Source organism: Pseudoclavibacter sp. 8L, assembly GCF_902506465.1.
Taxonomy (GTDB): Bacteria; Actinomycetota; Actinomycetes; order Actinomycetales; family Microbacteriaceae; genus Pseudoclavibacter.
The window spans coordinates 1,000,074-1,018,837 of the sequence record NZ_LR733185.1 but is presented as its reverse complement, the minus strand read 5'-3'; the positions used below and the strand labels follow the sequence as shown (position 1 = coordinate 1,018,837).

Annotated in this window: 22 protein-coding genes; 9 read left to right on the top strand and 13 right to left on the bottom strand. The window is 67.5% G+C overall.

Features of this window, described 5'->3' with window-relative positions:
- Positions 1-34 precede the first annotated feature (34 nt).
- The 6 genes from GV007_RS04790 (at position 35) to GV007_RS04765 (ending at position 3,986) form a co-directional block, all read left to right on the top strand.
- Positions 35-727, top strand: a complete 693-nt coding sequence (locus tag GV007_RS04790; protein ID WP_104341462.1) for a pentapeptide repeat-containing protein — start codon at positions 35-37, stop codon at positions 725-727.
- The gene (locus GV007_RS04785; protein ID WP_160071220.1) at positions 714-1,493 is read left to right on the top strand and encodes a DNA-formamidopyrimidine glycosylase family protein; all 780 of its coding nucleotides are present in this window, start codon (positions 714-716) and stop codon (positions 1,491-1,493) included. Before GV007_RS04790 ends, GV007_RS04785 begins: the two co-directional genes overlap by 14 nt.
- A 119-nt stretch (positions 1,494-1,612) precedes the next feature.
- Positions 1,613-1,993 carry a hypothetical protein gene (locus GV007_RS04780; RefSeq protein ID WP_160071219.1) on the top strand — a complete coding sequence of 127 codons (381 nt, stop codon included), beginning with the start codon at positions 1,613-1,615 and terminating at the stop codon, positions 1,991-1,993.
- On the top strand, positions 1,990-2,571 hold the full coding sequence (locus GV007_RS04775) for a DUF6286 domain-containing protein (RefSeq protein WP_160071218.1): 582 nt from the start codon (positions 1,990-1,992) through the stop codon (positions 2,569-2,571). The genes GV007_RS04780 and GV007_RS04775 overlap by 4 nt, the downstream gene beginning before the upstream one ends.
- Positions 2,568-3,173, top strand: a complete 606-nt coding sequence (locus tag GV007_RS04770; RefSeq protein ID WP_160071217.1) for a hypothetical protein — start codon at positions 2,568-2,570, stop codon at positions 3,171-3,173. The genes GV007_RS04775 and GV007_RS04770 overlap by 4 nt, the downstream gene beginning before the upstream one ends.
- 171 nt (positions 3,174-3,344) lie before the next feature.
- On the top strand, positions 3,345-3,986 hold the full coding sequence (locus GV007_RS04765) for a hypothetical protein (RefSeq protein ID WP_160071216.1): 642 nt from the start codon (positions 3,345-3,347) through the stop codon (positions 3,984-3,986).
- A 23-nt stretch (positions 3,987-4,009) separates the two neighbouring features.
- Here the strand turns inward: GV007_RS04765 and GV007_RS04760 are convergent, their stop codons facing one another.
- On the bottom strand, positions 4,010-4,372 hold the full coding sequence (locus GV007_RS04760; RefSeq protein ID WP_160071215.1) for a DUF1048 domain-containing protein: 363 nt from the start codon (positions 4,370-4,372) through the stop codon (positions 4,010-4,012).
- Between the two features lies 1 nt (position 4,373).
- Positions 4,374-4,745: a PadR family transcriptional regulator gene (locus tag GV007_RS04755; protein WP_160071214.1), complete on the bottom strand. Its 372-nt coding sequence runs from the start codon at positions 4,743-4,745 to the stop codon at positions 4,374-4,376.
- 232 nt (positions 4,746-4,977) lie between these two features.
- Here GV007_RS04755 and GV007_RS04750 point away from each other — a divergent pair, with 232 nt between their 5' ends.
- Positions 4,978-5,514: a PadR family transcriptional regulator gene (locus tag GV007_RS04750; protein ID WP_228496668.1), complete on the top strand. Its 537-nt coding sequence runs from the start codon at positions 4,978-4,980 to the stop codon at positions 5,512-5,514.
- Positions 5,515-5,669: 155 nt separating this feature from the next.
- On the top strand, positions 5,670-7,361 hold the full coding sequence (locus GV007_RS04745) for an ABC1 kinase family protein (RefSeq protein WP_236558388.1): 1,692 nt from the start codon (positions 5,670-5,672) through the stop codon (positions 7,359-7,361).
- Here the strand turns inward: GV007_RS04745 and GV007_RS04740 are convergent.
- The 11 genes from GV007_RS04740 to rpsF all read right to left on the bottom strand — a co-directional run bounded on the left by GV007_RS04740 (position 7,358) and on the right by rpsF (position 17,063).
- Positions 7,358-7,960: a YdeI/OmpD-associated family protein gene (locus GV007_RS04740; protein WP_160071213.1), complete on the bottom strand. Its 603-nt coding sequence runs from the start codon at positions 7,958-7,960 to the stop codon at positions 7,358-7,360. The genes GV007_RS04745 and GV007_RS04740 overlap by 4 nt on opposite strands.
- A 74-nt stretch (positions 7,961-8,034) precedes the next feature.
- Positions 8,035-9,876 (bottom strand): Na+/H+ antiporter NhaA, encoded by a 1,842-nt coding sequence (gene nhaA / locus GV007_RS04735; protein WP_236558334.1) that lies wholly within the window; start codon positions 9,874-9,876, stop codon positions 8,035-8,037.
- A gap of 130 nt (positions 9,877-10,006) precedes the next feature.
- On the bottom strand, positions 10,007-10,765 hold the full coding sequence (locus tag GV007_RS04730; RefSeq protein WP_160071211.1) for an alpha/beta hydrolase family protein: 759 nt from the start codon (positions 10,763-10,765) through the stop codon (positions 10,007-10,009).
- 10 nt (positions 10,766-10,775) lie between these two features.
- On the bottom strand, positions 10,776-11,255 hold the full coding sequence (locus tag GV007_RS04725) for a cupin domain-containing protein (protein WP_160071210.1): 480 nt from the start codon (positions 11,253-11,255) through the stop codon (positions 10,776-10,778).
- 71 nt (positions 11,256-11,326) lie between these two features.
- A complete protein-coding gene (locus GV007_RS04720) occupies positions 11,327-11,551 on the bottom strand; it encodes a hypothetical protein (protein ID WP_160071209.1) in 225 nt (74 codons plus the stop codon).
- Positions 11,552-11,802: 251 nt separating this feature from the next.
- Positions 11,803-13,188, bottom strand: coding sequence for a replicative DNA helicase (gene dnaB, locus GV007_RS04715; RefSeq protein WP_104243995.1), 1,386 nt, complete (start codon positions 13,186-13,188; stop codon positions 11,803-11,805).
- Between the two features lie 353 nt (positions 13,189-13,541).
- The gene (gene mptB, locus GV007_RS04710; protein ID WP_160071208.1) at positions 13,542-15,110 is read right to left on the bottom strand and encodes a polyprenol phosphomannose-dependent alpha 1,6 mannosyltransferase MptB; all 1,569 of its coding nucleotides are present in this window, start codon (positions 15,108-15,110) and stop codon (positions 13,542-13,544) included.
- A 200-nt stretch (positions 15,111-15,310) separates the two neighbouring features.
- Complete coding sequence (rplI, locus tag GV007_RS04705) at positions 15,311-15,763, bottom strand: 50S ribosomal protein L9 (RefSeq protein ID WP_104329922.1); 453 nt, start codon at positions 15,761-15,763, stop codon at positions 15,311-15,313.
- 12 nt (positions 15,764-15,775) lie between these two features.
- A complete protein-coding gene (rpsR, locus tag GV007_RS04700; RefSeq protein WP_068482210.1) occupies positions 15,776-16,036 on the bottom strand; it encodes a 30S ribosomal protein S18 in 261 nt (86 codons plus the stop codon).
- Positions 16,037-16,074: 38 nt separating this feature from the next.
- The gene (locus GV007_RS04695) at positions 16,075-16,671 is read right to left on the bottom strand and encodes a single-stranded DNA-binding protein (RefSeq protein WP_160071207.1); all 597 of its coding nucleotides are present in this window, start codon (positions 16,669-16,671) and stop codon (positions 16,075-16,077) included.
- Between the two features lie 2 nt (positions 16,672-16,673).
- Positions 16,674-17,063: a 30S ribosomal protein S6 gene (gene rpsF, locus GV007_RS04690; RefSeq protein WP_104244003.1), complete on the bottom strand. Its 390-nt coding sequence runs from the start codon at positions 17,061-17,063 to the stop codon at positions 16,674-16,676.
- A 227-nt stretch (positions 17,064-17,290) separates the two neighbouring features.
- On the opposite strand from rpsF, the gene GV007_RS04685 reads away from it, so the two are divergent.
- Positions 17,291-18,757, top strand: coding sequence for a hypothetical protein (locus GV007_RS04685; protein WP_160071206.1), 1,467 nt, complete (start codon positions 17,291-17,293; stop codon positions 18,755-18,757).
- Positions 18,758-18,764: the final 7 nt, after the last annotated feature.

Sequence of the window (18,764 nt, the reverse complement as noted above, 5' to 3'; positions counted from 1 at the left end):
ACCCAGAAGCAGAACCGACAGCAGAGGCGGCACAGTGGCGACAGCACGCGGACGACGAGGAAACAGGGCAGGCGGCACCGAGCCGAGGATCGAGGCGCCGTACCTGCCGGAACTCGACGACGCCAGCGCCGCGGACTTCGCGACGGCGCGGGTGCACGAGCTGCAGCACTTCACCGAGGTGCGCGGCGAGGAGCTCGACGCCGCCGGCGTGACGTTCTCCGAATGCCGCATAGAAGGCCTCACGGCCCGCAGGCTCCTCCTGCACTCGGGCCGGGTGAGCGAGTGCGTGCTCGAGCGCATCGAGGTGCCGGTCGTCGAGGGGCAGCGCCAGTCGTTCCGGTCCGTGAGCTGGACGGCATCCCGACTCGGCTCGGCAGACCTCCACGAGTCGGACTTCCAGAACGTCGAGTTCCGCGACGACCGGCTCGGCTATGTCAACCTGCGCGGCGCAACCCTCACCGATGTCCGCTTCGCCGACTGCGCGTTCGACGAGATCGACCTCGGCGGTGCAACGGCACGGCGAGTGGCCTTCACGGAGAGCCGCACGGGCATCCTCGACGTCACGGGCGCCCGCCTCGAGCACGTCGACCTGCGAGGGCTCGAGTTCTCGACCATCACGGGCCTCGAGGGGCTGCGCGGCGTCACCGTCTCGCCATCGCAGCTCGAGGCGCTCGCACCCCACCTCGCGGCCCACCTCGGCATCGAGGTGCGTGATGCCGGAAGGTGACACCGTCTACCGGGCGGCGACCCGGCTGAACCGCGCCCTCGCGGGCCGCGAGCTGACACGCTTCGAGCTGCGAGTGCCGAAGTACGCCGCCCTCGATCTGGCCGGCCTCGCGGTCGACGAGGTCGTTCCGCGCGGCAAGCACCTCCTGACTCGCATCGGCCCACACACCCTGCACACTCACCTCGGGATGGACGGCAGCTGGCAGCTCGTGACCGCAGGCGGGAAGTGGCCCCGTCCGGCGTACCTGGCGAGGGCGGTGCTCGGCACGGCTGCCGGCAGCGCCATCGGCTTCGAGCTCGCCGTCGTGGAGATGCTCGCGAGCGAAGACGAAGCCGATGCCGTCGGGCACCTCGGTCCCGACCTCCTCGGTGACGACTGGGATGCCGAGCTCGCCGTCGCGAACCTGCGCCGAGACCCAGACGCCGAGCTCGCCGGAGCCCTCCTCGAACAGCGCAATCTCGCGGGCCTTGGGAACGTCTACGTGACGGAGCTGCTCTTCCTGCGCGGCCTGCATCCGCACACCCCGGTGTCCGGCGCCGGCGACCTCGACCGGCTGGTCGAACTGGGCCACAAGCTCATCGTCGCGAACCGCGACCGGGTGGAGCGCACGACGACCGGTGACCTGCGGCCCGGCAAGCGAACCTACGTCTACGGCCGATACGGCAAACCGTGTCTGCGCTGTGGGACGCGCATCCAGCGCGGCGTCCAAGGCCGCGAGCGGGTCGCGGCCTGGTGCCCCAGCTGCCAGCCCGCGCTGCCCGCCTGAATCCCGACTCCGCCCCCGCACCCGCTCTTCGAGCCTCAACCCCCGCACCNACGCATCCTCGAAGGCAAGCTCGACGCCAGCGCCCTCGTCGACGTCATCCGAGGACGGAACACCTCCTCATGAGCACCGCCGCGACGACACACCACGGCGCGGCGCAGCGAGGCACAACACGACTCACCGCGAAGGCCCTGACTCGTGTCGCGTCAGCTGTCGCCGGTGACGCCCTCGGGGTCGACGCTGGCAGCGTCAACGTCGACCTCGACGACCACAACGGCAAACTCGCGCTCCGGATCAGCACACCGATTCGTGTGCCCTCCCTCTCCCGCATCCGCTCGCAGGACGCCTCCATCGAACGCAGCGGCGGGCCGATTCTCGATCGAGTCGAAGCCGCGAAGGTCGCGATCCGGGATCGCTTCCAGACGTTGACCGACTCGCACGTCGACCGCGTCATGCTGCGGATTACCGGGCTCGCCATCCGAACCGAGGAACGAGTCACATGAGCAACCGCGATTCCCTCTACGCACGGGTCGCACGGCGCGAGACGCACTCCCCTCGGTCGGCGCTCTCGATCACCCTCGCCGTGCTGCTCATCGTCGTCGCGGCCCGGGTCGGCACCGAGGTGGTGCTCGCGCTCCTCGCCCTCCCGGCGCTCCTCGTGGCACCGGTCGACATGTTCGCCTCGACACTTGGTGTGCTCGAGCAGCCTGCCCAGTACGTCGGCCCCGCCGGCGTCGTCGTGGCCGTCATCGGGCTGATCCTGCTCATCGTGGGGCTCGCCCCCGGTCGCCGTTCCCGTCACGTCCTGCGCTCGTCGCGGACCGCCACCGTCGCGGACAACGCGGTCATCGCCTCGGCGCTGGCCCGCCACGCGGCGCGAGCTGGCCACGTCAGCCCCGACAACGTCACCGTCTCGGTCTCGCACCGCCGCGCCGACGTGCGCCTCACCCCCGCCTCCGGCGTGCCAGTCGACGCCGCCTCCATCGAAGCGGCCGTCACACAGCAGCTCGAGCAGTACGAGCTCACCCCACGCGTCACCGCCAAGGTGCGCGTCGCAGAGAACGGGAAGGTCGGCGCATGAACAACACGAACCGAGGCCTGAACCGCCTCCTCATCGTCACCGTCGGCCTCGTCCTGCTCGCGATCGGAGCAGCTGCGGCACTCGGCGCCTGGCTGCCCGGCGCGAAGGACACCTGGACCCCCATCTCCGAAACCGTCAACACGCAGGTCGGGAGCTGGCTCCAGCAGACACCCTTCCCCGGCACCGACTTCAGCTGGCTGATGATCACCGTCGTCGCCGTCCTCGTGGTGGGCATCATCCTGCTCCTCGCCTTCACCCTCCGACAAGGGCAAGGGCGGACGGGAACCCTCATCCACGACCGCGCGTCGAAGGTGGGGCCCACTGTCGTGGACGTCAGCGTCGCCAGGGACGCGCTCTCAGACTCGCTCGGCGAACGCGATGAGTTCATCGGGGCCAGCGTCTCCGCCTACGAGGTGCGCGGCACCTCCGTACTGAAGGTCTCCGCGAGCTGTCGGCGCGGGGTCTCCCCGAGAGACGCCGCAGACATCGTCGAACGCGACCTCCACACCCTCGACGCGCTGCTCGGCAGTGAGCTGCCTGTGCTCCTCCAGCTGACTGGCGGGTTCCGAGCACGAACGCAGAAGTCGACTCGCCTGCAGTAGCCAGACCACGACCCCCACAAGCACGACCCAGCTCCAATCTGAAAGCTCCACCACCATGTTCCTTCGCATCATCACCTTTGCCCTCGGCATCATCACCAAACGACGCAGCGCGAAAAAGCGACAGCAGAAGCGCGACTCACCCGGGAACCGACACTGACCGCCACCCTGCAGATGACCGCGCGACGGATTCTGAGAGGCCCGGCCTGGAGCGCACCTGTCGTTGCGGCCGCGGTCGCCTCTACTGCTCCCCCCGAGTACCCCTGCCTGGGAAATTCCACCTCGCGTTCGGCGTGGAAGATCGACGCCGGCCCGCTGACCGGTTCGTTCGTCGAAGGCTCGGGCACAAACGGCTTCGAGAGCTCGACGGGCGTCACCCTGGTCTCCGGGATGGACGCCGCCGGCACGGCTGCTCCCGCGACCTGGAGCGCGAGCTACGCCTTCCCGGTGACCCCTGGCCGCACGTACACCTTCACGTCTCGGGTTTCCGCGAGCCGCCACTCGTCCGACTCCGGGTCGAGCCGCCCTGCGGCGATCGTCGTGGACGCCGTCGATGCGAGGGGGACGACGATCGAATCCCTCGCCGTGCTCTCCACGGCATCCACCGACCCCGCGCCGGCACAGACGCTCCCGGTCACGCACGGCGCAGACCCGACGATGACCCCGATCACGTTCGCCCACCACTCCGGAAGCGCAGCTGGCATGGTCACACTGCGACTGCTCTTCTCGAAGGCGATCGCTCCAAGCGACCTGACGGCGAACGACGACCTCAGAATCGAGCTCCCCACCGTCACCTGCACGTTCCCGCCCGCCTGAGACCGTCGGTGGGGAATGGCTGACTACTGCCCCCGCTCCGCTTCTTCTACGGCCTTGACCAGGCGGGCGCGCTCCTTGTCGATCCACTGCTTCCCTGAGTACGACTGGCCGAACGTCTCGGCGAAGTCGACCGGGTCGCTGCCCACGATGTCGCGGACAGGAGCGTCATCGGCCACGGCCCGCTCCCAGAGGTCGGCGAGGTCGGCGTTCATGCGCACCATCGACTCGCCATCGGCGATGCCGCTGTAGTACATGAGGTACCGCTGGATGGCCTTCGCAACCCTGCCGTAGGGCTCCGGCAGCGCATCCAGCCGAGCTTGTGCTTCCTTGTACTGCTTCTTCTCCTCGAATGAGCCCGTGAGCGATTCGATCCACTTGGCGGCCATGTCAGTTGCCTCTCTCGATGTCTGTGCTGGTGTCAGCGGATGGTGCGGTTGTGGTGTCGCGGAGCTGCTCGAGGCGTTCGACGAGGAACCCCCACGTGCGCCAGAACTCGGCGAGGTACTCGGTGCCCGCGGCGTTGATCGTGTAGACCTTCCGCGGCGGGCCCTTCTCGGACGGGACCTTCTCCACGTCGACGAGACCCTTCTGCTCGATGCGCACGAGGAGCGCGTAGACCGTTCCCTCGGCGATGTCGACGAAGCCCTGCTCGCGGAGCCAGCTCGTGATCTCGTACCCGTAGGCGGAGCGCTTCGCGAGGATCGCGAGCACGATGCCCTCGAGCGTGCCCTTGAGCATCTCGGATGCTTGCTTGCCCATCGGCCACCTTCTCTACTCAGCAACGATGAATACCGGTACAAAGTAACACCGAGTACCGGTACTTAGCAACAAAGACAAGTGGCTACCTGGCGAACGCCCAGAGCCACCCTGAATGCACAGCTTCACCGACATTCACCGATGTATCGTCGGGTGTCGTCAGGTATCGCCAATCCGCGCATCCACACGGCCGACACGATCGCCACCGGATGCTCGGCACTCGAAAGGAATGCACATGGTCGCTCAGCACACCCCAGGCGGACTCGGCTTCGGCCTCCGCGAAGCCGTCGACGAGATCCGCGAGACCTTCGCCTCGCGACCGACCACTGCTCGAGCCGGCCGCGGAGATGTCAGGACCGCCCTCCTCGTCGCGCTCCTCGAGGGCCCACAGCACGGCTACCAGCTGATCCAGGCCATCGAAGCCCGCACGAGTGGCGCTTGGAAGCCCAGCCCCGGTTCGGTCTACCCCACACTCCAGCTGCTCTCCGACGAGGGCCTCGTCGTGCCCGAGGTCACCGGCGAGCGCAAGGTCTACGCGCTCACCGAAGAAGGCCGCGCCGTCGCAGTGGATGCCTCAGCCGGGGAGCTCCCCTGGGAGTCGCCAGCCGCACGCCGCGCCGAGCGCGCAGCGACCCTTCCGAAGGCCGGCGCTCGCCTCGCGCAGGCCGTCGTCCAGGTGCAGAGCAGCGCGACCCCCGATCAGGCCGAACGGGCCGCAGCACTGCTCGACGAGACACGGCGCAAGCTGTACTCGATCCTCGCCGAGGACTGAACGTGACCGATGGCCCCGGCCTCACGGAGGAGCTGGCCGCCGAGAGCAGACTGACCGCAGCCGCGGCGCAGGCACGAGCCGTCACCCGGCCCGGTGCCGTCCGCAGCAGCGATACGAAGCTCTCGGCGGAAGGCCGTGCCAGGTACCGCAGGATCGTGCGGTTCGCGCAGCGTGCGATGGTGCAGATCTGGTGGTTCGAGATCTTCCTGCCGCGCATCCGCCTCGGGAAGCTCGCGGAACGCGGACGCACGGCGCGCATGCAGCGCCTCGCTCGCCGCTTCCACGCACTCGCCGTCGAGCTCGGCGGACTCATGATCAAGGTGGGCCAATTCCTGTCGTCGCGCCTCGACGTGCTGCCACCTGAGATCACCGCAGAGCTCGAGGGGCTGCAGGATGAGGTGCCAGCGGTCGCGTTCCCGGCCATCCGTGCACAGGCCGAGGCTGAACTCGGTATGCCGCTCGGGCAGGCCTACGCGAGCTTCGACGAGGCTCCGATCGCCGCCGCCTCCTTCGGGCAGGCGCACCGGGCTGTGCTCACCCCCGCGCTCGCCGAGGAGACCGGCTACTCCAACGTCGTCGTGAAGGTGCAGCGGCCGGGCATCGAGGACCTCGTGGAGACCGACCTTCGCGCACTGCGCCGCGTCGGCCAGCTCCTGAAGCGAGTCGAGCTCGTCTCCAAGCGTGCAGACGCACCCGCTCTCGTCGAGGAGTTCGCCGCGACGAGCCTCGAGGAGATCGACTACATCCACGAGGGCACGAGCGCCGAGCGATTCGCCGCCGACTTCGAGGCCGACCCGCGCGTAGGGGCCGCCCAGGTCGTGTGGGAGCGCACCGCGTCGCGCATCCTCACCCTCTCCGACGTCACCGCGATCAAGATCACCGACGTGGATGCCCTGCGCGCGGCGGGCATCGACCCCGTCGAGGTCGCCAACGAACTGGCGAGGGCCACGTTCCAGCAGCTGTTCGTCGCCGGGTTCTTCCACGCCGACCCGCACCCCGGCAACATCTTCGTGACCCCCTTGGCCACCCCAAGGCAGCCTGCCCTCTCGGACGTCGATGCCGAAGGAAGCGCCGAGCCACTCGCGCCCGTGACCTGGGAGCTGACCTACATCGACTTCGGCATGATGGGCGTCATCTCCGACACCCTCCGGGCGAGCCTCCGCCAGCTGATCTTCGCGATCGTCTCTCGCGACGGGCCAGGGCTCGTGCGGTCGATGCGCAGCGTCGGCGTGCTCCTCCCTGCCGGTGACACCATCGAGCTCGAGCAGGCGATGACCGAGCTCTTCGGGCGCTTCGGAGGAATGGGAGTCGCCGAGCTGCAACGCGTCGACCCTGCCGAGCTCGGTGACTTCGCCGACCGCTTCCGCGACACCATCCGCGAGATGCCGTTCCAGCTGCCCGAGAACTTCCTGCTCATCATCCGAGCGATCTCGCTCGTCTCCGGCGTGACCTCGGCGCTCGACAAGGACTTCAACATGTGGGAGGCGGTCGACCCGTTCGCCCGCACCCTCACCCGCGACGAGGGCGGCAACACGGTGCAGGCCGTCGCCAAGCAGGCGATCTCCGCGCTGGCGACCGCAGTCACCCTCCCCGGTCGCCTCGATGCGCTCACCACTCGCCTCGAGGCGGGCCAGCTCAAGGTGCAGACGCCCAGCGTCGATCGGCAGATGCGCTCACTCGAGCGGATGTTGCGCGGGGTCGTCTCGGCGATCGTGTTCGCCGCGCTCCTTATCGCCGGTGTGCTCCTGCTGCCGCAGCTCGCCCCGCTCGGGATCGTGCTCATGAGCGTCTCGGTCGTGCCGCTGCTGCTCGCCGCAGGAGCAGTCTTCGGTCGGCGTCGGGGCTAGACCGCGAGCTTGCCGCTCTTCGACAGCTCGGGGTCGGTGCACGAGGAGAGGTCGAAGCAGCACGGGCGGCGCTTGCCCGCCTCGAGCTTCGAGAGGCCGACCTCGACGCGACGCAGACGCGTCTGCGGGTTCCGGGTCGCGTTGATCCACCGCACCCACTCCCACCTCGCCATCGGCGTGATGTCATGCCAGGTGGCGGCAGATTCGGGTGCCTCCGCGAGCGCGGCGGCGAAGTCCTCGGGAATGGCCGGCTCTGGCCAGTCGCCTCGAGGTCGCAGCTCGACCGCCACGGCGTCGCCGGCCTCGACACCCGCACCGAGCGCGGCGGCGACGTCCAGCCAGTGGCCCCGGAGCCCGTCGGGTTCGATGACGGAGTCGAAGGACTGCGCCGCTTTCGCGCCATTCGGCCGAATCGAACCGGTCACGGCCACCTGACCGCGCGAGGGCAGCATTCTGCTCGCGTCGTCCGGGAACCGGACGATGAGCCGCTCGCCCGCATCGCCGACGACCGGGGCGGCGATGACACGCGCCTCGAATCGCACACCGTCGGTGTCTGGTGCCGCACCCTCCTCGACGAGAGCACTCTTCTTGTCAGCCATGAGGAGATCGTACGACCCGGCGCCGTGCGCCGGGAATGCAGGCCCCAGTTGCGCCGAGCACCTCGGGCGCGGTGCTACGAGCGACGGCGGATGGCTGCCTCCTTGCGCTGCGCCTCGATCGTCGCGATGAGCGTGCGTGCATCGTGCGCACCGCTGTGGCGCGTCTCGCCGAGGAAGAACGTCGGAGTGCCGCGCGCCCCGCTGTCGATGGCGCTCTGCATATCGTCGCGGATGCGCCTGGGCAGTTCGTCGTCGAGCATGTCGAGGTCGAACCGGTCGAGGTCGAGCCCGATCTCCTCCGCGTAGCCGCGCAGGAACTGCACGTCGAGGCGCTCCTGGTTGGCGAAGAGCAGGTTATGCATCTCCCAGAACTTCCCCTGGTTCGCGGCGGCCTCGGCCGCGATCGCGGCCTGGAAGGCGTTCGGGTGGTACTCCTCCAGCGGCAGGTGGCGCACCACGTAGCGTGCCCCGCCGTCGCTGAAGTACTCGCCGAGGTCCTGCCACATGCCGGTCGCTCGCGCGCAGAAGGGGCATTCGAAGTCGAGGTACTCGACGATCGTGACCTGCGCATCCGGGTCGCCGAGGAGGTGGTCGCGCTCGGGATCGACGGGCCGAGACAGCTTCGTCGGCAGATCGGCAGTGGTCTCGTTCATCTTGACGCGCGCGAACGTGAAGGTGAGCCAGCCGAGCACCCAGGACAGCACCATGGCGATGAAGACGCCCACGATGGCCTGCCCGGCGACCTCGCCCTCGAGCGCCAGCGAGATGATGAGCAGCGACATCGTGAAGCCGATGCCGCTGAGCGCGGCGCCGCCGAAGACGCTGCCCATGCCGACGCCCTGCGGGAGGGTGCCGAGGCCAGCACGAACAGCGATCCAGCTGCCGAGCGCGATGCCGCCGAACTTGCCGAGGACAAGACCCGCGACGACACCCCACGTGACGGGCGAGGTGAGCGCGTCGCCGAGCATCCCGCCCCGCAGGTCGACCCCTGCGTTCGCGAGCGCGAAGACCGGCACGATGAAGAGCGCGACGGGGCTGAGCAGCACCTCGTGGAGCCGTTCGTTGACGGAGATCGACTTGGCGAGACCGAGCCGCACGTTGCGGGCAGCGTCGGCGCGGGGTGACTGCCAGAAGTCGCGGAAGAGCCGCTTCGCTCGCACCACGTCCTCCCGGTCCGGATCCGAGGCGGGGATGAGCAGACCAGCGGCCATTCCGGCGAGCGACGGATGCACACCGGAGAGCAGCGTCGCGGCCCACAGCACGACGATCACGACGATGTACGGACTGCTGCGCCACTCGTTCGCGCGTGCCAGAAGGAACAGGAGGACGAGGCAGACGACGGCGATGCCGAGGGGCATCCACTGCACGGACTCCGTGTAGACGATGCCGATGATGGCGACGGCGAGGAAGTCGTCGACGACGGTGAGCGTCAGCAGGAAGACGCGCAGCTGGCTCGACATCTTCGGACCGACCAACGCAAGCGCACCAAGGAGGAACGCCGTGTCCGTGCCGATGACCGCTCCCCACGCTTCCGGGGCGTCGCGCCCGGCGATGGCGAGGTAGATGAGCGCAGGGAGAGCGACTCCGGCGAGGCCCGCGACGATGGGCACAAGAGCCTGGCGCCGGTCACGCAGCGAGCCGACCGCGAGCTCTTGTCGCACCTCGAGCCCGATGAGGAAGAAGAAGATGACCATGAAGCCGTCGTTCACCCAGTGGTGGAGGCTCATGTCGATGCGGAAGTCGCCGATGCCGATGGCAGCGTGGGTCTCCCACAGCTGCACGTACGACTCAGACCAGGGCGAGTTCGCCCACAGCAACGCGAACACCGCGACGCCGACGAGCAGGAGGGCGCTCCCCGACTCGGTGCGCAGACGGTCCGCGACGAGACGGACCCAATCCTGTTTCTGCTGGCCCAATGGCTTCCCCTCCACGATGGCGGGGTCTGTGCTCAGACTTCTCGCCGGATGGAAGCATACGTCGCAGCGGAGACGCGCGGGGTCGTCAGGCGGTCCTGTCAGTCCTTCCCTGGCGTCACGGTCGACTGCCTCAGGCGTGATGAGCGAATGCGAATGCGTCGAGCCAGGCATGCACGTCTGGCCAGTGCGGCGCATCCGGCGCAATCGCGGCACGATGCTCAAGGCTCGCGGGCTCGATGAGCTCGACGTCGGCGCCAGCCCGCCTGGCGGCGGCAACGTAGGCGCGGGTGTGCTCGACCGGCACACGCTCGTCATCGGCGCCGTGCACAAGCAGCGCCCGTGCCTGCAGAGGCAAGTGCTCGATCGGTGACGCCGACGCGTAGACCTCCGGGGCTTGGGAGGGCGCCACGCGGAAGAACTCCGAGACGGCTCCGTCGCCGTTGCCCTCTTCGTAGCCGCGCGCGAGGTCAGTGACGGGCGCGAGCGCCACAACCGCGTCGCCTGGTTCTCCGCCGAGGAGCGCGAGCTGACCGCCAACCGAGTGCCCGACGATCACGAGCCGCGCATCCGCCGTCAACCGGGACGCCTCGCTGCGCGCCGCCGAGAGGCCACGCGAGAGGTCCCCACGCGTCGCCGACCATCCATCGTCGCCCCGCCGATACTCGAGATTCGCCACGGCCCAGCCGCGTCGGGTGAACTCTGGCACCAGCGGCAGCATGAGCTCGTCGGTGAACTGCGATCGCCAATATCCACCGTGGATGAGCACGGCGAGCCCGCGCACGGGCCCGGAAGCCGCCCAGAACGTCAGATGCTGATCTGCGTCCGACCCGTATGTCTCGCGCCTCGCCTCCGGGTCGCCCGGCACGCCCCGGACGCTCGCATCCGTCACGTGCGACGCCTCACGCGCCTTCCACGGCACCCTCTGGCAGGAAGTCGACGCCGTTCAGGGCTGAGAGACGCACGACTTCGGCCGGGTCGGTCACGTTGTGCAGCAGGCTGAAGAGGTTCGCCAGCCTTCCGCCTGGGCTCACCCAGAACAGCGACTTCGCAGCCTCGTCCTGCTTGTTGTAGTAGGCGTGCGGGATGCCCTTCGGCATCTGCACGAGGTCGCCAGGGCCGGCCGTGGTCCACTGGCCGTCGAGGTAGAGGGTGTAGACCCCCTCGAACACGTAGATGAACTCGTCCTGGGTGGGGTGCACGTGCGGCGGCACCCCGGTTCCGGCCGGGTCGAGCGACAACCATGAGTAGGTCGAGGAGCTCTCTGCCTTCGTGATGTAGGTGTGGCCGAGCACATTCCAGACACGGCCGGCCACGGCCTCGTCGGCTCGGACGATACCTGCGGGCAGGTCGCCCAGGACGATCTCTTCAGAACTCACCATTGGGTTCCTCCAGTTGGGGTCGGTGCGCTCAGTCTGGCAGATGCCTCGCCGCCTCGGCGATCGCGTTCGGGCTACTTGCTGGCCTGCTGGCGGATCGCGAGGACGCCGGTCGTCCAGGCCGTGGCAATCGCGGCGCATCCGCTGCTGCCGGCGATGATCATGGGCGCAGAGCTGGCCATGACCCCGGCAACCAGCATGACGAGCACTGCGAGCAGCAGAACGCTCATCGCGATCGTGAGGATGCGTATCGATCGGCGCTGCTTCATGCTGGCCGGCTGCGTCGCGTCAGCGTTCATGATCTCTCCCTTGTCCTTGTCACCGCGAGTGGGTGCTGCATTCAAGGTACGAAGCACAGGAGCCTCGGCGCTTCGGCCGCGGGGCTGAACTCGATAGCCGGAGGGATGAGACCGACGAGCTCGTGGTGCAGATACGAGCTTCGCGCTCCATCCGCTTCTCATGCCGCTCGCGTTCCTTGGTCGCCTCCGCCTCGCGATTCTCCGGCGGCGCGTTGGTGACGAGGTTGTCGAGGAGGCGCGGCCGGATTCGCCTACTGCCCCGTCGCGTAGCCGGGCGCCATGTCCATGAAGCGAGAGAAGTGCCCCTGGAAGGTGACCGTGATCGTGTCGGTCGGGCCGTTGCGGTGCTTGGCGAGGATGAAGTCGGCCTCACCGCCGCGCGGGCTCTCCCGGTCGTAAGCGCCTTCGCGGTGGAGCAGGATGATCATGTCGGCGTCCTGCTCGAGCGATCCGGACTCGCGGAGGTCGCTCGCCGCCGGACGCTTGTCGGCACGCTGCTCGGGACCACGGTTCAGCTGCGACAGCGCGATGACGGGAACGTCGAGCTCCTTCGCGAGCAGCTTCAGCGCACGCGAGAACTCCGACACCTCCTGCTGGCGGCTCTCGACGCGCTTGCCGCTTGTCATGAGCTGCAGGTAGTCGATGACGACGAGCGACAGCCCGACCTTCTGCTTGAGCCTGCGGCACTTCGCGCGGATCTCGACGAGCGTCATGTTGGGGCTGTCGTCGATGTAGAGCGGGGCGTCGGAGATATCACCCTGCGTGCGGGCGATCTGCGTCAGATCTTCCTGCGTGAGGCCGCCGGCACGCATGTGCTGCAGCCGAACGCTGGCCTCCGCCGAGATCAGGCGCATGGCGATCTCGCTCTTGCCCATTTCGAGACTGAAGAAGATCGAGGCCTTGCCGTGCGTGATGGATGCGGAGCGTGCGAAGTCGAGCGCCACCGTCGACTTTCCAAGACCGGGGCGGGCCGCGACGATGATGAGCTGGCCACCGTGGAAGCCGTTCGTGATGCGGTCGAGGTCGCTGAACCCGGTCGGCACTCCGGTCATGCCCCCGGATTTGTTCTGCGCGGCGTCGATGTCGTTCTGTGCTTCGAGGATGGCCTCGGCGAGGACGACGTAGTCCTCCTTCTCGACCGCCCCGGTGACGCCGTAGATCTCTGCCTGGGCCTGGTTGACGAGGTCGACGACCTCACCTTCCGCGAGGTAGCCCATCTGCACGATGCGGGTGCCGGCCTCGACCAGGCGCCGCAAGACGGCGCGCTCCGAGACGATCGCCGCGTAGTAGCCGGCGTTCGCTGCTGTCGGCACGATGCCGGCCAGCGTGTGCAGGTACTCGGCACCGCCGGCACGCGAGAGCTCACCCGACTTCGTGAGGTGGTCGGTGACGGTGATGACATCCGTGGGCTCACCGGCGGCGTAGAGCGCGTGGATGGAGTCGAAGATGATCTCGTGCTTCGGCACGTAGAAGTCGATGCCGCGCACGGCCTCGACGACGTCGGCGACCGCGTCCTTCGAGAGGAGCATGCCGCCGATGGCGGACTGTTCGGCGAGCAGGTCGTGGGGAGGCGTGCGAACCCCGTCGTGCGTCTCTCGCTCACCCTGAGATGAGGAACCGAGATGCGCGATCGACACGGATGCTCCTGACTTCGCTCGAATGCCGGTGAGAGATTTGACCACAGTAGCCCCCAGCTCCCCAGCCGAGCGAACCATCACCGGAGTGCCTGTGGATAACTCTGTGTGTAACTGTGGAGACGCGCCGGACGATGTGTGGAAACTCTGTGGATAACGAAGGGGATAATCTGCGAGATGTAGGCCACAAACGCCTTCTCACCTGGTGTTTTCCTTTGAAGTTCTGCTGTGCACAACAGGTGTGAAGCATCCATTGAAGGTTGAAACCTGCAAGCAGGACTGTGCATAACATCCGCCGACTTCCCCACGCAAACCGGGGATATCCGGGCGTTTTCCACAGCCTCGCGAGCGTGAGCTCAGCGCTGCGTGTCGGCGCGCTGCCGCAGCTTCCGCTGCCGTCTCGCGCTCCACCAATCGACGAGCACCTGTCCGTACGGAACGGCGATGACCACCGCACGACCCGAGACGTTGCTCGAACGCCACCACCAGACGAGCACGGACAGGGCGAACAGCACCGTGATGCTGGCCACCGCGATGCGCGTGTATGGCCCCTCGAAGAACGAGTCGGTCGGCTCAGCGAGCGTCACCGTCGTGAAGAAGATGGTCACCAGCATCGCGAGGTGCTCCTGCCCCTTCCTCCACGGACCAGCGACGGCCGCGAACGGGAGGATCCACATCACATACCAGGGGTGGATGGCAGTGGAGGCCGCGACGATGACCGCCGTGCACAGCACCAGGCGCAGCAGGGGGTCGATGGGCCGCTTCGTGAGGACAACCCACGCGGCGACGAGACCGGCGATCGAGAAGGCGATCACCTTGAGGATGACCTCGAACACGAACGGGTCCAGGGCCACGAGCTCCGCCAGGCCGCGCACGGTGCCGACCATGAGCGTCAACGGGGAGTACCAGTGCTGGATCGCCCCCGGCACGGTGAGGGCCGTCACCCAGCCGAACCCCAGGCCCAGCACGAGGCCGATCGCACCCACCAGTCCGACCGCGATGGCACCGTGCAGGGTCCAGCTCTTGACCCTGTCCCACACGGGGAGCGAGCTGGGCCTGCCGATGAGCGCCACGATGGGCAGGGCGATGAGCGCGATCGGCTTGATCGCGACGGCGAGCGCGATCCAGACCACTCCGAGGACACGATGCCCCTTGAGCGCCGCGAGGAGGCCGAACCCCATGCCGGCGAGCATGAGGCCGTCGTTGTGCCCTGAGGCGATGAACAGGAGGAGCGTGAGGGGGTTCGCGGCGATCATCCAGGCGACGAACGCGCGGTTGCGTCCACGAAGTGCGGCGATCTTCAAGAAGGCCATCACCATGAGCACAGCGCCCGCGGTTGCGGCGACGCGATTCAGGAACAGGGCGTACTCGGGGATCTCAGCCCCGAGCCAGGAGAAGACGGCCGCGACGCCGAGGAACAGCGGACCATAAGGCGACTCGGTGCTGGACCAGAACGGGTCGACGCCGAGCGAGTACCAGCCGGCGATCTCGTTGACGCCGTGCTGGTACGGGTCGATCCCCGCTGCCATGAGGCGCCCGACCGCGACGTACGAGAACATGTCCCGACTGAAGACGGGGATGCAGATCAGCAGCGGCAGGGCCCAGATGACGGCCGTCCTGATCACGCGTCGCAGCGAGGCGTCGTCGTCGCGAATGCTGGGCCTGAAGCGGATCCAGGCGATGAGGAGCAGGAAGCCGCCGACGATGAGCAGCATCGTGCAGAGACGCGTCAGGTCTGGTGAGCTGCGGAAGAACGCGATGGGGAACCACTCGCGAATACCGAGGCCATCGCCGATCCAGCCAGCGCCGAACGACCCGATGAGGATGAACAGCGACCCGATGAAGCCGAGGACCGTAGGGCTCACCGTCACCGGAAACCGGCGCGGCTCGTGCTCTGCTGCCGGTCGGTGCGTGTGGTTCGACATGTTCGTGTGTCAATCAGGAAAGGGAACCAGCTGGATGCTGGACTCCGCTGACCTTATAGCGTTCGGTCGCGCATCCACCTCAGACTGGTGCGTGCAGGCCGTGGGGTGCGACTTGGGCCCCGACGCGAGACAGGAACGGCCCCGGACATCGAGATGTCCGGGGCCGTGCTCTGTCGATCAGCTACCGAGGCAGCTTCTGGCTATCGCTGGGCGATGACCTGCAGCTTGACGGTCGCAACGAGGTCGTCACGGAGGCGAACAGTCGCCTCGTGGTTGCCCGTGTACTTGATCGGGTTCGGGAACTCGACCTTGCGCTTGTCGATCTGACCGAGGCCAGCTTCCTCGACGGCGGTCGCGACGTCGGCACCGCGAACGGAACCGAAGAGGCGGCCTTCGGCGCCCGACTTCACGTGAAGCTTGACGAGGGCGGACTCGATCTTGTCCTTGAGCGCCTTCGCCTCTTCGAGGGTTGCGAGCTCGCGTGCGGCACGAGCGGAACGAATCTGCTCGACCTGCTTCTCGCTGCCACGGGACCAGCTGACTGCGTAGCCCTTGGGGACGAGGTAGTTGCGGGCGTACCCGCTCTTGACCTCGATGACGTCACCGGCTGCACCGAGGCCGGAGACCTCGTGCGTAAGAATTACCTTTGCCATGTCGACTACTCCTTAGCGGCCAGAGCCGGCGTAGGGCAGGAGCGCCATTTCACGTGCGTTCTTGACTGCACGTGCGATGAGGCGCTGCTCCTGGACGGAGACGCCGGTGATGCGACGAGCGCGAATCTTTCCGCGCTCCGAGATGAACTTGCGGAGGGTGTTGACATCCTTGTAGTCGATGACTCCGACCCGGATCTGCTTCGCGGGAGCAGCGGGCTTGCCGCCCTTCCCGCGTACACCCTTGCGGCGGTCGCCGCTTGACTTTCCAGCCATTGGGATCTTCTTTCGTTGAGTGTGTTTGCGAGCGCCCTTTAGAAGGGGGGCTCGTCAAAATCGTTCGATGCGCCGGGCGTCGCCCAGCCGGATGCGCCGTTGTCGCGGGGCTGGCCCGCAGGCTGGCCCCATGGCTCGTCCGCCGGGGCGGACTGACGTCCACCTGACGCGTTGCCGTTGCCGTTGCCGCCGCCGTTGCCACCGAAGGAACGCTGCTGGCCACCGCCGAAGCCACCCTGGCCGCCACCCTGCTGTCCGCCGGCGCCGCCGGAGGACGTGCGGGTGAGCTGCGCAGTGGCGTAGCGGAGGCTAGGACCGATCTCCTCGATCTCGAGCTCGATGGAAGTGCGCTTTTCGCCTTCCTTCGTCTCGTAGGAGCGCTGCTTGAGGCGACCCTGCGCGATGACTCGCGAGCCCTTTGAGAGGCTCGAGGCGACATGCTCCGCAAACTCACGCCAGACGCTCGCCCGAAGGAAGAGTGCCTCGCCGTCCTTCCACTCGTTCGCCTGACGGTCGAACACGCGGGGGGTGGATGCGATGGTGAAGTTCGCGACTGCGAGCCCGTTCTGCGTGTACCGCAGTTCGGGGTCAGCCGTGAGGTTGCCCACCACGGTGATGATCGTGTCGCCAGCCATGACTAGGCCTCGGTGGTCGCCGCGGGCTTCGCTGCGATAGCAGCGGCCTTGGCAGCCTTGCGAGCCTCGTCGCGCTTCGCCTCGGAGGCGACGCGAGCGATGGCCTCTTCTGCGCGGAGCACCTTGGTGCGCATGACAGCTTCGGACAGGTTCAGCTGGCGGTCGAGCTCGTTCGCCGTTGCCGAGGTCGACGTGAAGTCAACGACGGCGTAGATGCCTTCGCTCTTCTTGTTGATCTCGTAGGCGAGGCGACGACGGCCCCAGATGTCGGTCTTCTCGATGGTTCCACCGTCATTGCGAATGACGTTGAGGAACTTATCGAGGCTCGGAGCTACGGTGCGCTCGTCGATCTCTGGATCGAGGATCACCATCAACTCATACTGATGCACGATAAACCCACCTCCTTCGGTCTAGAACGGCTGCAGACGATCTGCAGCAGGAGGGTTATTGCGCGTGCCTGGGCAGTTGATCGCTCAGACAACCTGGCAAGCATAGTCGCTTCCGGCTCCTAAATGCCAGTCAATTGGAAGAACTCCCCCACGCGCGAACGAATATGCTCTTTCCAGCACAACCGGCGGCCCCCGTGGTCCGCTGAAACGCACCACTACCTAGGGGAATCATGAGCGATCCAACAGGCGGCGCGGGCGAACGCGACCCGAACGCCCCCGTGCCAAAGAACTCAGCACCGCAAGAGGGCGACGCTGCGGCGTCGCAGGCTCCTCAGGCGTCGTTCGGCGACCAGCCCGGCGGAGCCGAGCAGGGCTCGAGCAATGGCTACGGCGTCGGCAGCAGCTACGGCTCGAGCGGCGACAACTACCAGGCCCCGGGCAACTACACGGCACCTGGCGGCTCCTACGAGGCCCCGGGCGCAGCATCCGGCTACCAGGGCGGTCAGTCGTCGTACTCAGGGTCGACCGGTTCGAGCGTGCCGAGCGCATCGTCGAACTCTGGCTACTCGACCCCCAGCTACGGCGCTCCGAGCGACACCCCCAGCTACGGCGCTCCGAGCGACAACTCCTACTCGTCGCCGAGCGCCGGCTCATACACGGGTGACACCTCGTACACGGCACCCTCCGCATCGGGAAGCGACTACGCGGCTCCGAGCTACGGCAGCACTCCCGACTACTCGGCCGGGAACGGCTACGGCAACGACAGCGCACCCGGGTCCTACGGTTCTGCGCCAGCACCCGACGCGTATGGTGCATCCGCGCAGAACAACGCGTACGGCTCCGCTCCGGCGCCCGACGCGTACGGCGCTTCCGGACAGAGCAACGCCTACGGCGCCCCGTCGCAGGACCCGAACGCAGCTCCCGGCGCCTACGGAGCAGCTCCTGCCTACGGCGCAGCCGGTGGTGCTGGCGGAGGCCAGCAGCAGCAGTACGGCAACTACGCCCCGCAGGGCAAGGGCGGCATGAACACGCTGGGACTCATCGCGCTCATCGCCGGTGCCATCAGCCTCCTGATCTCGTTCATCCCGTTCTTCGGCTACTTCGGCATCCTGTTCGCCCTCGTCGGCATCGGCCTGGGCATAGCAGGCCTCGTCGTCAAGCGCTACAACGCGAAGAAGCTCATGGCGATCATCGGCCTCGTGCTGGGTGGCCTCGGCCTCATCGTGGGACCGTTCATCACGACCGCCACGACCGTCGCCGCGGTTGCCGGCTCGGTCGACAGCTCTGTGGATGACTTCCAGCAGGAGCTCGACGACGAGTACTCGACTCTCGACAACGGCTTCCCGTCGGAGGGTGAGATCGATGTCGAGCTCACCGTGACGAGCACCTCGACCACGCCGGTCGACATCACCTACAGCTACGACAACGCCCTCACGGGCGCCGACCGCCAGCAGGTCGACACGGAGGCTCTCGCGAGCGCTGTGCCGTGGTCGGAGTCGGTCACGATGAAGTACAAGGCTGAGTACGGCTACGACAGCTCGTCCGCTTCGGTGTACGCATCCACGAGCGACTACTCGGACACCGCGCAGCTCACCTGCACGCTCACCGTCAACGGCAACGTCGTCGAAGAGGCGACGAGCTCGAGCTACGTCTCCTGCTCGGGCTACAGCCTCGCCGACTACCTGGTCGCCGAGTAGCTCCAGG